This window comes from Hyphomicrobium sp. 99 (assembly GCF_000384335.2).
Classification (GTDB): Bacteria; Pseudomonadota; Alphaproteobacteria; order Rhizobiales; family Hyphomicrobiaceae; genus Hyphomicrobium_B.
In genome coordinates, this window is sequence record NZ_KQ031382.1 from 110,322 (window position 1) to 124,547 (window position 14,226).

A 14,226-nucleotide genomic window follows, 5' to 3' on the forward strand; every position below is an offset into this window, starting at 1 on the left:
TTACGACTTCCAATTTTCGTCGTTCGCATGCACTTCTTGCATCTTCTTTATCACTTCCGGATTGCACTCACTTTCGCATTGCTCCAAAGGCTTTTCAAAGCCTTTGATTATTGCAGTGCGTGCGTAGAGCGTGCTGGCAGCCTCAAGTTTGTCCAGTGCGAAAGTTGGACTCGCACTACCTTTCCCTCCGTTTAAACCCTCAATATGAAACTGGACTTCATCGTATTTTTCTTCCCGTGCGAAGCCTGGAAGCCAATCATGAATCCACTTCAGGATCCTCTTCGGATCGCGTTCGTAATCGATCGATAGCGCGAGATCGCGTTTGACTTTCTTCACTCTCACATAATCATCTGGCCCGGCGAATTCGTTGTTGCGAGCAATCAGTGTTATGCTTGTCACGCGGCCATCGTGAATGTCTTTTTCTAAACTCTGCCCGGGATGATGCGCGAATTCGATACTTTCGTGAAACTTGACCCGACCAGGTTTTCCCAGGTTACGCTCGAATACTTTGCCGGCTCGCCTTGCCTCGCTACGCAACAGCGAATTCAGGAAGCGGGTGACGAGCGTTCTTGAAACGTTGGCGACTTTTTCAATCGTGACTCTGTGGCCACCTGATTTATCGGGCTCATGAGAAAATATTACGTGGCAGGAGTGTCCCGGCGCCTCATCCTTTCGAGGCTTGGCAATTCGTACCGCGCGTTCTTTTGAATGGACGAACGCCGGGCTTGAAATGCTTGTGTCGCCGCGCGTTATGAGCAAGATGGTCTGGTTATTTTCGCTGTCCTCTCGAAAGTCAGAAATATAAACAACGTCGCCGAGATCGTGATTTGTTATGCTTGCGGCGTCCGGTGTTAGTCCAACGGTGTCGTCGACTACGCCATCGCTGTCATTGAGGGCTGCGAATGCACGATCCGTCAGGTAAAGCCCCTTCAATATGTTCATCGTTTCAATAAAGGAAGTCTTCGGCGCATCTTCGGGGCGCATCAAAATCCTTGCACTGATAAGATAAACCGCACGTTCAAATTTCAGCGATGCCATTATTGCACCTTCGATTCGCATTTAATGCTTCAGCCTCGCTATCTTTTTGAGCACAAGCAATAGCGATGTTTTTTCCGTCCACTCCGATCGCTAACTTCCGAATTTCTGTCAGCGAGATTCGAGGTGCAATTCCTGAGGCCCTTGAGGCCCCGTCCCCCCTTCGTATGGGGTCCGACCTTTCAGCTACTCAGGATGTCCAGGGCTACGTTCTCAACAGGCGCACGCCTCAGGCTTATCGATCACCGGCTTTGTCGATTTATGCCGCTTTAGCTCAGCCGGTAGCGTGAGCGAGCGCAGCGAGCGAATGCGTAGTGAAGGAGCGCAGCGACTGAACGTCGAGCACGCGACCATTCGGATAGCGGGGAAGATCGCACCGGCGGAATTGTGGTATCAGGGTGGGATTAAATCGGTGTCCGTGGGATTCTTTTAGAGATACGGCGGAGCTAACCGATTGATTTAATGGTGCCGCTTGCGTGACTCGAACACGCGACCCCGTCATTACGAATGACGTGCTCTACCGGCTGAGCTAAAGCGGCATAATCGACAAAGCCGGTGACTGCTTGCCGATGACCGTGCGCGAAAATGCTTTCAGGCACACTCAAAGCACCGATTGCCCCCTGATCCTGGTTCGTGTGTCCAGCCGGGGCCGGGCAAACCTTGGAAGGCGCATCGCGCTTCGAGTTCGAGCGTCCTAGCGCACCCATCCCGACATCGCAAGATGCAAACGGTAGCGCCGGGCTCGATGGGGCATCAACGCGCTAATCTCCTGTTCTGAAAGCCTGATGTTGCGCTGTCAGAGGCAAAAACGCCGCACGGGCAACCGCCCGATGATTTGGGTCATGTCCGTCGTTGGTGCCTCGGCGCGAGGCCTCACCTCGAACCGGACGACGACGGATGCGTGCGGGCCTCCACCAAATCCGCCGCCGACGCCATCCACAAAGTGCTCGACGCGATTGTTGCTTTTTGCGCGCGCCTCTTCCTCTCACGTCCGCATTTTCAAATGCTTCTCCCGTTGCAGATTCAACGATGCACAGAAATGTCGCGAGTGATTCGCGGTTTAAGTTGTATGCGGAGCAATCGCGAGGCACCCCTAGGGCCAAGTACATATTGGCGTGAGGGATGTCTCGTCATGGTGAAAGTCTTTGGTATTGCAGCAGTTGCAGTGATTTTTAGCGCCGGAACGGCAGTTGCTGACCCCGGCGAATTCAACGGGTTCTACGTCGGCGGTATCGCAAGCGCAGTATTTGACAGTCCGAGCGCCACGCTCTTTGATGACCAGGTCGGCGGAGATCCTCCGCTTCATTCCGGCACCCGAGACCGCCCGACGTACGGTGTGAAGGGTGGCTACAATTTCCAGATCGACAGATACGTCCTAGGCGTCGAAGGCGACTGGTCGTGGGGCGTTGGAAAAACAGAAACCGCCATTCCCGATGACGGTGGCCCGGGCATCGACAGTGCCAGTGCGAGGCTCGAGAGCATCGGCTCCGTTCGCGGACGCCTCGGGTACGCATTCTTCGACAACGCGATGGTCTTCGGCACCGCCGGCATTGGCTGGGGCAACGCCGAATATACATTCAGGGACGCCGACGAAATCTCAGGAAGGGCGAGGTTCCACTCCGACGATATGGGAGCGGTCTACGGCGGCGGCTTCGAACTGCTCTTCGCTTACAACCTCGTCTTGACCGCCGAATATCTGCACTACGACTTCAGCAAGGACACTTTCATCGCCGATGCGCCCGCGTTGAATGGCGGATCGGACATCGCAACGAGGCTCGGCCCGATCGACACGCTTCGTGTGTCGCTCAGCTACAAGTTTGGTGGCGGCGAGAGCTATTACCAGGAGGAACCGCTCCCACTGAAATAGCATCATCCCAGCGATGGACCTTAATTGACCGTCCGAAAATTCCGCCGCGCTACGGGCTGTTCCAGCTCTGGCTCGGCGGGATCAGTCCCGGGATCGTCTGGCGCCCGAGGCGTAGCGAAAAACGTCGTATCAGGCTTCGCAACGGGCGACCGATCCGGCGACGGCCTCTTGATAACGGTAGCCGCATCGTCCGCCACAGGCAGAGGCCCCGCCGCGCCGTTGAAAGCTCCGTTGGGCTTCGCTGTTACGGTGACAGGTTCGGCCTCCACGACGTCGCTGTCAGACTGGGCGAGCTTGCTTTCAATATCGTCCGGACTGTTGACCTTTCCCAGCTCGGAGGGGCCGTCGTCGACCCTCCCTGCAACCGGCGCAATCGCGATCAGCTCGTTGATCTTGCTTGCGAGAATTTCGCTGCCCTTGCCGTCCGTCGTTTCAACGGGCACACGCCATTGGAAGGCATCGAGACGGCCATCGACCGGCGATGTCGGCTCCCAATGATCGGAAATGACGCCGTCGGCCATCCAGGCCGGATCGCGCGCCGCATGCATCGCCCGCGCCAGCCATTCGCGCACGCGACCCTTCTCGCCGTTTTCACCTGCCTCGATGCGCGCCATCAACATGGCGACGCGCTGTGTCAGGCGATCTGCCAGCAGCGGTTCGAGTGCGCGCCGCGCCTCGTCATACATCCGCGCTTCAGTAGCCGTCGTAGCAACCGCGATGGGACTTTCGATCGAATGCGGATTGAGCGCCGCAAGCTGCCGCACGCGGTCGAGCCTGTCGCGCGTGCTGTCGCCGATACGTGCATGGGCGTAGGTCGACGCGAGATCGGGATGCGGAGATTTCGTCCACGTCTTCTGAAGAACCTTCGCGGCCTTGGCTGTGTTGCCGCGCGACGCAAGAATGCGTCCTGCGACCACGGCCGCCGGCACGAGATCCGGCGCAAGCGCGTGCGCTTCGAGCGCCCATGCGAGCGCCTTGTCCGGAGCATCATCCTCGATCTCGACTGCCTTCGCCGTTAGCAGAACGGCGCGCTTGCGATCGAACGCCGCCTTCGCGATGTGGCCGCTCTTCTTGGCGTGATCGAGTGTCGCGAGCGCACCCGGCCAATCCTTTTGCTTGCACTGCTGCTCGAAGAGCGCGGTCGACGACCATCCGAGCTTTGGATTGGCTTTGAGCGCGCGCGCTGCGAATTGCCGGGCTGCTTCGCCCGCACCCTCACGCTGTGCTTCGAGGAAAAGACCGCGAAGCCCGAGTTGCTCAGTTTCCGGCGAAGCGAGCATAGCTTCATAAATGCGGCGCGCCGCCGCCCGATCACCCGCAAGCTCAGCCGACTGCGCCCGCAACAGATGCGTCAACGGCTCGTGCGGGAGTGTCTTTCTCGCCTGAAGGGCGAAACGTGAAGCAAGTGCGCTGTCGCCCGCGCCGATCGCGATCAAGCCACCAGAGAGGGCGTCGAGCCCTTTCTTCTGCCGCTGCCGCAACAAACGATGGCCGAGAGCAGCCGGACTGTTCCACAGCGCCCTGAAGACCGACCACAGGAACACCAGCGTCGCCACGGCAGCCGCCAGAATGACGACCGCGCGAAAGACCGACGTCTCGATATCATACCCCTGCCAGGCGATCTGCAGCGTGCCGGGCTTGTCCGCGAGCCAGGCGAGGCCGGAGGCGATGAGGGCGATCGTAAGCAGATAGACGACGAGGCGCACCATGACGCAAACCCTTTGAATGATTAAGGCGACGGCTTCGCCGTCTGCTGAGAGCCGGTCGCAATCGATGATTTGAGTTGGGATTCGAGACCGGCCAGCGCAGTATCGACACTGACCCGCGCCGCGACTTTATCGAGAAATGGCCGCGCCGCTTCCTGCGCCTTTGGCGAAAGCTCCTTTGCGGCCTCCAGAACATCGGGCAAACGCCCGTCGTTCAACGCGACCTGCATGCGCCCGACGATAGCCTCGGTGCTCTTGTCGTCTGCCTTCAAATCTACACGGCGGACGCGAACAACCGATTTTGCGCCGGCCCAGAGCCGATCGACGACGGTCGCATTCTCGGGCTCCGCGTCAGCATCGATAGCGTTGTCGGCGGCAGTTCTGAAATCTTTGTTGAGTTCTGCGAGCGAGGGAACTCCGGTATCTTTCAATCTATCGAGAGCCGAGAGATCGACAGCATTGCCCGCGACTTTCTTCACATCAGCAAGCTGACTCGAGAAGTTCTGCCCGCTATCGAGCGCACGCCGCAAATTCTGCAGTTCGAGTGCGAGCACGACGCGTTCGGCACTCTGCTTCCGCTCCGCATCTCCCTGGACGACACCCTGAACACTCTTTTCAAGAGCAGCCGTTCGGTCTGACAAAGGCTGAACCGCGGCCGCAATATCCGCCGGTTTGGCAGCAGCAGTTCTCAGGCCCTCGAAGGCGGTCTTGAGGCTCTGCGTCTCATCCTGAGCGACCTTCAGATCCGCCGCGACATGATCAGTCGCAGTTTTCACCGCCCCGATTTCCGTCTCGATGCGAACGTTGTCCGTCTTGAGCCCCGCGACGTCCTTGTCGATGCGTTGCGTCCCAGCGCGCGCCGCTTCGCTCGCTTCCGTCGCCGCCTGCACGCGACCCTCGACGTCCTTGGCGACGCTGACGCGCAAAGCGGTGAGTTGCGTCGAAAGGCTGGTTTCAAGATCGGAGATTTTGCCGGTCAACGCCGCGAGTTGCTCGATGCGATTGGCATTGGGATCATTGACGCCCGCGTCGGCAAGCGCCTTGAGCTTATCTTCGACTTTGGCGATCCGCTCGATGAGCTGCGTCGATCCAGCGTCCGAGGCCGCCGACGCGAGCGCCGCCTTCGTTTCCGCAACGAGGCGACTCTGGCTTTCCGTGATCGCGGGAATTTTCTTCGTCGTCGACTCGAGATCGGAGAGGCGGAATTCGATGTTGCTCAAGTCCGGCTGAGGCACGGGAGTGCTCTGCTTCTTCTCGACGTCGGCCAAGCGCTGCGAGAAAGCCGCAACCTCATCTTCCGAACGTATGATCCCGAGCTGCGGAAGCGCCCATTGATAGGCGAACAGCGCAAGAGCGCCACCGACGATGCCCGCCGCGAGATGACTGAAGAAACCGCCTCTCTTTCGGACGACGATATCATCATCGTCATCATCGTCGGGCGCGCTGCTAGCACCCGACGTGGAAGCAGAGGCGGCAGCCGACGATGCCGATGACGACTTCGCGTTATCGTTTTTCAGAAATCTCGGCGTCGAAGTGTCGGCCTTCGCTTGGGCGTCAGCAGGCTTCTCCGCATAGGATCGCGCCGCTGCGGGAAGAGGCACGTCGGCGCCGGGGGCCTTTGCACCCGCCTTCGATGAGTCACTTTTCGCCGTGGTTTCAACCTCGGTCGCCTTGAGGTCGAGCGTCGCGTACGGCCGTTTACCGGCGTTTGATCCTGCACTCGATTTGTCGTCTGCCATCGAAGCTTTAGCCTCCACACGGAACTCGCGTATGCCACCTGATCCCGGCCAATAGCCGGGCATTCAGCCAAAATTTTTATCTGTTGAGAGAGCTCTGAAGCCGGGCATCTAACCGGCCGATACGCGCCTTATTACTCCGCTTTCGAATTTGCCGCGAGACGTTTTACAAGAGCAATCATTTCTTCAAGATTAGGATATGAAGCCACTAGAACGTTACAGGCTTTTTCCGGTTGCCCCAAGGCCTCAGCCACCCGCTCGGAAAGACAGAGATGGGTTACGCCGGAAAGTTGTACCGGCGGCGATAGATTGGCGACGAGGCGTGCCCAGGTCTGAGCCGTGCGCGGCGACATCAGCGTGACGGCGTCGATATTGCCGTTTTGAAGCGCTTTGATGACCGCCGGATTTAAATGTTCAGCGGCGACAGACCGGTAGGCATTCGCTGCCCTGACGTGGATGCCCGCTTCCGCCAGCGCCCCTTCGATATCGAAGGCAACGACGTCGCCTCGAAGATAAACCGGACGTGCGCCGAGTTCCGCCCGCCGCGAAGCGAGAATGGGCACGAGCTCCGACCCCGTTCCCGGACCTTCGATGACTTTCGTGAAACCTATTTCCCGGGCCGCCGCAGCCGTTCCGGGCCCGACAACGAAAAGCGGCAGATCGGTTGCGGACTTCAGGGCCTCCGACAACGCGTTGCGGCTTGTCGCGATCAGCGCGGTCGCACCACGAAGAATGTCCTCTGGAATAGCCTCCGGCACGATCTCGATCAGCGGCGCGAGCGTTACACGCCAGCCCAGCGCTTCAATGCGCGACTTGAGCGGCTCGGCATCGCCAGCTGGCCGCGTGACGACGACATGCATCAGGCGTTCGTTCGAACAAGAATGGCAGGATCAGCCTCTGTAAGAATTTCATCCGCTGCGGCAAGGCCGAGATCGAAGGCATCCTCCGGCGAGCCGCTTCGCGTAACGTCGTAACTTCTGCTGCCGTCCACCGACAGAATTTGCCCGCGAAAGACCAGCTCGCCAGCGTTGATCACGGCGTGCCCGGCGATGGGTGTGCGGCACGAGCCCTCCATGCGGGCAAGGAACGTACGCTCGGCGGTAGCCGCGACAGCCGTTTCCGGGTCGTTCAACGGCGCGATCAGCCCCGCCGTCGCCTCATCCCCGTCGCGAATTTCGAGCGCGATCACACCCTGCGCCACCGCGGGCAGCATGTGCTCGATTGAAACCGGCGCCGTAATGCGATCCTGCATCCCGAGCCGCTTCAAACCCGCAACAGCGAGAAATGTCGCCTCGGCGACGCCTTCCTCGAGCTTGCGAAGCCGCGTCTGCACGTTGCCGCGAAATTCGACGACCCGAAGATCCGGCCGGGCATTCAGGACTTGCGCCTTCCGTCGCAGCGATGACGTGCCGACAACCGCATTCAACGGCAGCGAATTGAAATCCGCGTGCCGCAACGAAATGAAGGCATCGCGCGGGTCTTCGCGCGGCAGCACGGCGCCGACGACGAGCCCGTCGGGAAGAACCGTCTGCATGTCCTTCATCGAATGGACGCCGACATCGACCTCATTCGACAGCAGGGCATCTTCGATTTCTTTGGTAAAAAGCCCTTTGCCGCCAACATCGGCCAGCGGCCGATCGAGCACACGATCCCCCGTCGTCTTGATGACGTTGATGGTAATGGCGCTCTCCGGCAGTCCATGCGCGGCCATCAGGCGCGCCCTCACTTCGTGCGCCTGGGCAAGCGCCAAAGGCGAACCACGAGTTCCGATACGAATGCGCGTCGCTTGCAAAAAGGTCTCTCCGGATGCTAGGCGGGCGCTCATGTCCGTGTTTCCGGTAGGAGTGCCGTTATTCGGGCGATACTAATGCTCCAAAGGCGCGCGAATTCCAACCTCGCGCCGGCAAGTTCCTGAACATATGGCTGAGCTTACCGATTTTGCGCCCGCTCCCGTGCTCGTTCTGGGCATAGAGACGAGCTGCGACGAAACTGCCGCCGCCGTCGTGGCACGCGACGCCGCGGGCACCGGGCGCATCTTATCTAATGTGGTGCTTTCCCAATTCGAAAGTCACGCCCTCTATGGCGGTGTCGTCCCGGAAATCGCTGCCCGCGCCCACACCGAATGCCTCGACATTCTCATTCGGAAGGCTCTGGAAGAAGCAGGCGTTGCCTTAAGTGACCTCTCGGCCGTCGCGGCGTCGACCGGACCGGGCCTCATTGGCGGCCTGATCGTGGGCGCGACCAGCGGCAAGGCCCTGGCGCTCGCGACCGGCATTCCCTTCCTCGCCATCAACCATCTCGAAGCCCACGCCCTGACTGCCGGCCTGACCGAAGGCATGCGCCCTCCCTACCTCATGCTTCTGGTATCGGGCGGACATACCCAGTTGCTCTGGGTCGAAGGCGTCGGCCGTTACCGCCGGCTCGCGACGACGATCGACGATGCGATCGGCGAAGCCTTCGACAAAACGGCAAAGTTGCTGGGGCTGCCCATGCCCGGTGGCCCAGCGGTCGAACGCGCCGCCCTGCAAGGCAATCCGCGCCGGTTCAACCTGCCCCGGCCGATGATGGGACGCGAAGACCCCCATTTTTCGTTTGCTGGCCTGAAGACGGCGGTGCGCCACGCCGCCGCAAAGATCTCACCGCTTTCGGAGCAGGATATCGCCGACCTTTGCGCGTCGTTTCAGGCGGCCGTTTGTGACAGCGTCGCCGACCGGGTGCGATTGGCGATCCGCAGCATCCTTCCACTGTTGCCCGACGACGCACCCCGAAACTTCGTCGCCGCAGGCGGCGTCGCCGCCAATAAAGCCTTGCGAACGACGCTCGTCGGAATAGCAGCGGAGTTCGGCTTCGCTTTCCGTGCGCCACCGCTCGAACTCTGCACCGACAACGGCGCCATGATAGCCTGGGCTGGAGCAGAACGTTTGGCAGCAAGCCTCGTCGATGGCCTCGACGCACCCGTAAAACCGCGCTGGCCGCTTGATCCCGACGCGGCGAAGGCAGCTGGCGCGGGCGTCAAAGCCTAAGAGCAGCGCCAGTCAAAATGCCGTGCTAAACTAAAAAAATTGGATCCGGGGGCACGTGTGCAAATCAAGTCGGTGAGCATTGTGGGCGGCGGCGCGTGGGGCACGGCGCTCGCGCAGACGTTGGCGCATAGCCAGATGAAGGTCACGCTGTGGGCGCGCGAGACCGAGGTCGTCGAGGACATCAACGTGCGGCACGTAAACCGGACGTTCCTCCCCGGCGTCAGCCTCAATCCCGAGATCCGCGCCACACCCGACCTTCTCGCCGCGGCAGCTTCGGACGCCATCCTGGCCGTCGTCCCCGCACAGCATTTGCGCAGCGTCATCGGCAAGCTCGGAAAGCAACTGGCCCAAAACACGCCCGTCATCATCTGCGCGAAGGGCATCGAGGAAGCGTCGGGCCGCTTCATGGGCGATGTCCTGGAAGAAACGGCACCCCAAGTGCTGCGCGCAGTTCTCTCGGGGCCGAGTTTCGCAGCCGATGTCGCGCGCGGGCTGCCCTCGGCACTGACACTCGCCTGTCGCAACGAAACCGTCGGCCGCGCGCTGACCGCCGCACTCTCCTCTCGCCAGATGCGTCTCTATTGGTCGAACGATGTGCTCGGCGCGGAACTCGGGGGCGCCGTGAAGAATGTGCTCGCCATCGCAGCCGGCATCGTCGAAGGCCGCGGCCTCGGAGCGAGCGCCCATGCCGCAATCGTCACCCGCGGATTTGCCGAACTTCGCCGCTTCGGCGAGGCAATGGGCGCACGGCCCGAAACCCTGCTCGGCCTCTCCGGCCTCGGGGATCTCATCCTGACGTGCGGAAGCGCCCAGTCGCGCAACATGTCGCTCGGACGTGCCCTCGGAGAAGGCCGGAGCCTCAGCGAGTTCCTAGGTGCGCGCGTGACTGTTGCCGAAGGCGTTTATACCTGCGCCGCACTCGTTCGCCTCGCGCGCGAGAAAGGCGTCGAAATGCCGATCGCCGAAGCCGTGCATGGGATCATCCAAGGCCGGCTTCAAGTCGATGAAGCGATTACAGCGCTGATGCAACGGCCGCTGAAGGCCGAAGACTAAGCGCCTCGCAACGGCATCTTTAGCTGCGACCATTCAGCCTGAATGTCGGCGATAACCCAGCATCTGTCGATGAATCGGGCGCGAGCAATTCACTTTTTCCGATTTCGAGCGACGGCGAGCTTAACGCCTTTACCGAATATCAAGGCCTTGCTGAGATAACGGAGAAACAGGTCGCGGCCTCAAGGTTCGTTGACCACCAAAGTTTCGTGTCGCGTCTAAAACCCCATGCTTTTGCGAGCATGGGGTTTTTGTTTTTGTTGGCGCTGCTTGAGCAACCTGGTGTTTCGCGCTAGCACGAGCCTCTTACATAAAGGCTGAGCATGACCGCCTTCTGGCTCCTGAAATCCGAACCCGACGTCTTCTCCTGGAACGATCTCGTTTCCCGCGGCAAAAAGGGCGAAGCGTGGGACGGCGTCCGTAACTATCAGGCTCGCAACAACATGCGGGCGATGAAAGTCGGCGACCTCGGATTTTTCTATCACTCGAACGAAGGCAAAGAGATCGTCGGAATTCTCCGCATCATTGCGCTTGCTCATCCCGAGGCGAAAGACGAGACCGGCAAGTGGGAATGCGTCGACGTCGCAGCGGTCACACCCGTCCCGAAGCCCGTTGGCCTCGACGCCGTTAAGGCCAACCCCAAGCTTTCAAACATGGTACTCGCCAACAATTCACGTCTATCGGTCCAGCCCGTGTCCGCCGACGAATGGAAGGAAATCTGCAAAATGGGCGGTGTCGATCTGAAGACGCTCAAGGATCAATGATCACCCGGCTCGATCCCGCTGATCCTCAAAGCGCAAAACGGTTCATACTCGAAAACACGAAGCCCATCGTCCCGCCCCTGGTCCCCGAAATCACGTTGCGCCTCGCAGAAGAGTCGCTGCCGATTTGGCAAAAGACCGAGGACGAGCTTGGTGAGCTGAACGTGCCGCCGCCCTATTGGGCTTTTGCCTGGGCCGGAGGGCAGGCCGTCAGCCGCTACCTGCTCGATCATTCCGAGATTTGTCGCGGCCGGGCCGTTCTGGATATCGGTGCGGGCTCTGGAATTTCCGCCATTGCAGCCGCCATGTCAGGCGCCACATCCGTCCTCGCCGCAGATATCGACGGATTGGCGATCGCGGCCTCCGCCATTAACGCCGAGGCGAACGGGGTCGCCATCGAAACGACCGATGCCGATCTCCTGGGCGGCGAGCCCCCGCCCGAAAGCGTCATTATAGTGGGCGACCTCTTTTACGAGCGCCAGCTCGCAACCCGCGTCATTGAGTACATAGACCGGGCGAAGGAACGCGGATGCCTAATTTACATCGGTGATCCGCGCCGAAGCTATTTTCCCGAAAACCGATTTACACCGCTAGCAGAATATCAGGTGCCGGTAACGCGCGAACTCGAGGATTACGACATCAAGCGGACGACCGTCTGGGGTGCATAGCGGAACTTGCGGCAGTGCGATATTGAACCACAAACTTTTTGGGCGGGACGACAATAGGTCAACCATCGATCATGTTGTGAACCGGCGCTCGCCACAGCATAATAGGGAAAATGGCCGCGTCTCAGACGGCCAATCGGAGGAGCGCTTCTAATGTCGGACAAAGTCTACGCCGTGCCCCCCCAGTGGGCGGAGCGGGCTTATATTAACGCAGATTCCTATAGCACGATGTATGATCGGTCCGTAGCCGACCCTGAGGGATTCTGGTCGGACGCCGGCAAACGCATCGATTGGATCAAGCCCTATACGCGGGCGAAGAATACGAGCTTTGCGCCCGGCAACGTCGACATCCGATGGTACGAAGACGGTACGCTTAACGTATCGGCCAACTGCATCGACCGCCATTTGGAAAAGCGCGGCGACAAAGTTGCGATCATCTGGGAAGGCGACAATCCGAACGAGAGCGAACAAATCACGTATCGCCAGCTCCACGACCGCGTGCAGCGTTTCGCCAACGTGCTGAAGAAGCACGGCGTCCAAAAGGGCGACCGCGTCACGATCTATCTGCCGATGATTCCCGAAGCAGCCTACGCCATGCTCGCCTGCACGCGGATCGGCGCCATTCATTCGATCGTCTTCGGCGGGTTTTCACCTGACAGCCTTCAAAACCGCATCGAAGACGCGAACTCGAAGCTCATCATCACAGCCGATGAAGCTCTTCGCGCCGGTAAAACAGTTCCCTTGAAGAAGAACGCCGATGCGGCGCTCGCGAAATGCAGCGGCGACGAAAAGATGCTCGTCGTCCGCCGTACGGGCAATCCCGTTCCGTGGACAGAGGGCCGCGATTTCTGGCTGCATGAAGAGCTTGCGACCGTCCCCGCGGAATGCAAGCCGGTGGAAGTGCGTGCCGAAGACCCGCTGTTCATTCTCTACACGTCGGGTTCGACAGGAAAGCCGAAGGGCGTCGTGCATACGACGGGCGGATATCTCGTCTATGCCTCGATGACTCACCAATACGTTTTCGACTATCAGGAAGACGATATCTATTGGTGCACCGCGGACGTCGGCTGGGTAACCGGGCACAGCTACATCGTCTATGGGCCGCTTGCGAACGGCGCGACGACGCTGATGTTCGAAGGCGTGCCGACTTATCCAAATGCATCGCGGTTCTGGAACGTCGTCGACAAGTGGAAAGTCACGATTTTCTACACGGCGCCGACAGCAATTCGCTCGTTGATGGGTGCAGGCGACGCGCTCGTCAAATCGACGGACAGGTCCTCCTTGCGCCTTCTGGGTTCAGTGGGCGAACCGATCAATCCCGAAGCCTGGGAGTGGTATTATCACGTCGTCGGCGACAGCAGATGCCCGATCGTCGACACGTGGTGGCAAACCGAAACCGGCGGCATACTCATCACGCCGCTTCCCGGCGCCACGGATTTGAAACCCGGCTCCGCAACGAAGCCCTTCTTCGGCATTCGTCCCGCCCTCGTTGACGAAAAGGGTCATTTCCTCGGCGGCGAGGCGCAAGGCAATCTCGTTCTGCTCGACAGCTGGCCAGGTCAATCGCGCACGATCTACGGCGATCATGACCGCTTCGTGCAAACGTACTTCTCCGCCTATCCGGGAATGTACTTCACTGGCGACGGCTGCCGCCGCGACAATGACGGTTATTACTGGATCACCGGACGCGTGGACGACGTCATCAACGTCTCCGGCCACCGCATGGGCACGGCCGAAGTCGAAAGCGCGCTCGTCTCCCATCCGAAGGTCGCAGAAGCCGCCGTCGTCGGCTACCCGCACGACCTCAAGGGCCAGGGCATCTATTGCTACGTGACGCTCAACATGGGCGAAGATGGTGATGACGCCCTGAGACGAGATCTCGTTGCCCATGTCCGCAGGGAAATCGGTCCGATTGCCTCGCCTGATCTCATCCAGTTTTCACCGGGTCTGCCGAAGACGCGGTCAGGCAAGATCATGCGCCGCATCTTGAGAAAGATTGCGGAGGATGATTTCGGCAGCTTGGGAGATACCTCTACGCTGGCCGATCCGGCCGTCGTCGACGATCTGATCTCCAATCGCCAAAACCGGCGCGTCATCTAGCGCCAACGTCACCGGCGGCGGCATCAAAAATCAGATGTGATGCCGCCCTTCTCCCAGTCGCCAAAACGCGTGGGCTCAGGACCTTCTCTGCCGCCCAGCTCACGCGGCGCCTTGGGTTCGGCAGCGATTTTCTGACGCCGCTCTTCCGCCTCTGCGAGCGCACGGCGAGCTTCGGGCGTCAGCACGCGCGGAGTGGTCGAATGCGATTGAGCTTCGGCTGACCCTTTATCGCCAGACCCGTCGTCGCCTGTCCGATCTTCGGCTGTCATGTCGAGAAAACGTC

The 14,226-nt window shown here is 60.1% G+C and carries 12 protein-coding genes and 1 tRNA gene; 6 read left to right on the forward strand and 7 right to left on the reverse strand.

The genetic code is table 11. The annotated features are described in order from the left end of the window. Window positions 1-1,059 carry a hypothetical protein gene (locus tag G359_RS00795; protein WP_045834580.1) on the reverse strand — a complete coding sequence of 353 codons (1,059 nt, stop codon included), beginning with the start codon at window positions 1,057-1,059 and terminating at the stop codon, window positions 1-3. 439 nt (window positions 1,060-1,498) lie between these two features. Beyond that, window positions 1,499-1,574 (reverse strand) — tRNA-Thr (locus tag G359_RS00800). A gap of 593 nt (window positions 1,575-2,167) precedes the next feature. Here G359_RS00800 and G359_RS00805 point away from each other — a divergent pair. Beyond that, a complete protein-coding gene (locus G359_RS00805; RefSeq protein WP_045834581.1) occupies window positions 2,168-2,902 on the forward strand; it encodes an outer membrane protein in 735 nt (244 codons plus the stop codon). A 20-nt stretch (window positions 2,903-2,922) separates the two neighbouring features. Here G359_RS00805 and G359_RS00810 read toward each other — a convergent pair whose 3' ends face one another. From G359_RS00810 to hemC, 4 genes are all read right to left on the reverse strand, one after another. Next, a complete protein-coding gene (locus G359_RS00810) occupies window positions 2,923-4,611 on the reverse strand; it encodes a heme biosynthesis protein HemY (protein WP_045834582.1) in 1,689 nt (562 codons plus the stop codon). 20 nt (window positions 4,612-4,631) lie between these two features. Then, the gene (locus tag G359_RS00815) at window positions 4,632-6,347 is read right to left on the reverse strand and encodes a COG4223 family protein (protein ID WP_045837490.1); all 1,716 of its coding nucleotides are present in this window, start codon (window positions 6,345-6,347) and stop codon (window positions 4,632-4,634) included. Between the two features lie 131 nt (window positions 6,348-6,478). Next, a complete protein-coding gene (locus tag G359_RS00820; protein WP_045834583.1) occupies window positions 6,479-7,204 on the reverse strand; it encodes a uroporphyrinogen-III synthase in 726 nt (241 codons plus the stop codon). Beyond that, on the reverse strand, window positions 7,204-8,136 hold the full coding sequence (gene hemC, locus G359_RS00825) for a hydroxymethylbilane synthase (protein WP_045837491.1): 933 nt from the start codon (window positions 8,134-8,136) through the stop codon (window positions 7,204-7,206). Before hemC ends, G359_RS00820 begins: the two co-directional genes overlap by 1 nt. A gap of 160 nt (window positions 8,137-8,296) precedes the next feature. Here hemC and tsaD point away from each other — a divergent pair, with 160 nt between their 5' ends. From tsaD to acs, 5 genes are all read left to right on the forward strand, one after another. Continuing rightward, window positions 8,297-9,367 carry a tRNA (adenosine(37)-N6)-threonylcarbamoyltransferase complex transferase subunit TsaD gene (gene tsaD, locus G359_RS00830; RefSeq protein WP_045837492.1) on the forward strand — a complete coding sequence of 357 codons (1,071 nt, stop codon included), beginning with the start codon at window positions 8,297-8,299 and terminating at the stop codon, window positions 9,365-9,367. 57 nt (window positions 9,368-9,424) lie between these two features. Continuing rightward, on the forward strand, window positions 9,425-10,420 hold the full coding sequence (locus G359_RS00835; protein WP_045834584.1) for an NAD(P)H-dependent glycerol-3-phosphate dehydrogenase: 996 nt from the start codon (window positions 9,425-9,427) through the stop codon (window positions 10,418-10,420). Window positions 10,421-10,740: 320 nt separating this feature from the next. Continuing rightward, the gene (locus G359_RS00840; RefSeq protein ID WP_045834585.1) at window positions 10,741-11,181 is read left to right on the forward strand and encodes an EVE domain-containing protein; all 441 of its coding nucleotides are present in this window, start codon (window positions 10,741-10,743) and stop codon (window positions 11,179-11,181) included. Further along, window positions 11,178-11,846, forward strand: a complete 669-nt coding sequence (locus tag G359_RS00845; RefSeq protein ID WP_045834586.1) for a class I SAM-dependent methyltransferase — start codon at window positions 11,178-11,180, stop codon at window positions 11,844-11,846. Before G359_RS00840 ends, G359_RS00845 begins: the two co-directional genes overlap by 4 nt. Before the next feature lie 150 nt (window positions 11,847-11,996). Next, on the forward strand, window positions 11,997-13,943 hold the full coding sequence (gene acs / locus G359_RS00850; RefSeq protein WP_045834587.1) for an acetate--CoA ligase: 1,947 nt from the start codon (window positions 11,997-11,999) through the stop codon (window positions 13,941-13,943). A gap of 23 nt (window positions 13,944-13,966) precedes the next feature. Here acs and G359_RS00855 read toward each other — a convergent pair whose 3' ends face one another. Continuing rightward, window positions 13,967-14,212 carry a DUF1674 domain-containing protein gene (locus tag G359_RS00855; protein ID WP_045837493.1) on the reverse strand — a complete coding sequence of 82 codons (246 nt, stop codon included), beginning with the start codon at window positions 14,210-14,212 and terminating at the stop codon, window positions 13,967-13,969. Between the last annotated feature and the right edge of the window lie 14 nt (window positions 14,213-14,226).

Coding starts and splice junctions, on each gene's coding strand:
- G359_RS00795 (WP_045834580.1), bottom strand. CDS start 1,059: ATGCGAATCGAAGGTGCAATAATGGCATCGCTGAAATTTGAACGTGCG.
- G359_RS00840 (WP_045834585.1), top strand. CDS start 10,741: ATGACCGCCTTCTGGCTCCTGAAATCCGAACCCGACGTCTTCTCCTGG.
- acs (WP_045834587.1), top strand. CDS start 11,997: ATGTCGGACAAAGTCTACGCCGTGCCCCCCCAGTGGGCGGAGCGGGCT.
- G359_RS00845 (WP_045834586.1), top strand. CDS start 11,178: ATGATCACCCGGCTCGATCCCGCTGATCCTCAAAGCGCAAAACGGTTC.
- G359_RS00810 (WP_045834582.1), bottom strand. CDS start 4,611: ATGGTGCGCCTCGTCGTCTATCTGCTTACGATCGCCCTCATCGCCTCC.
- G359_RS00855 (WP_045837493.1), bottom strand. CDS start 14,212: ATGACAGCCGAAGATCGGACAGGCGACGACGGGTCTGGCGATAAAGGG.
- G359_RS00805 (WP_045834581.1), top strand. CDS start 2,168: ATGGTGAAAGTCTTTGGTATTGCAGCAGTTGCAGTGATTTTTAGCGCC.
- G359_RS00820 (WP_045834583.1), bottom strand. CDS start 7,204: ATGCATGTCGTCGTCACGCGGCCAGCTGGCGATGCCGAGCCGCTCAAG.
- G359_RS00815 (WP_045837490.1), bottom strand. CDS start 6,347: ATGGCAGACGACAAATCGAGTGCAGGATCAAACGCCGGTAAACGGCCG.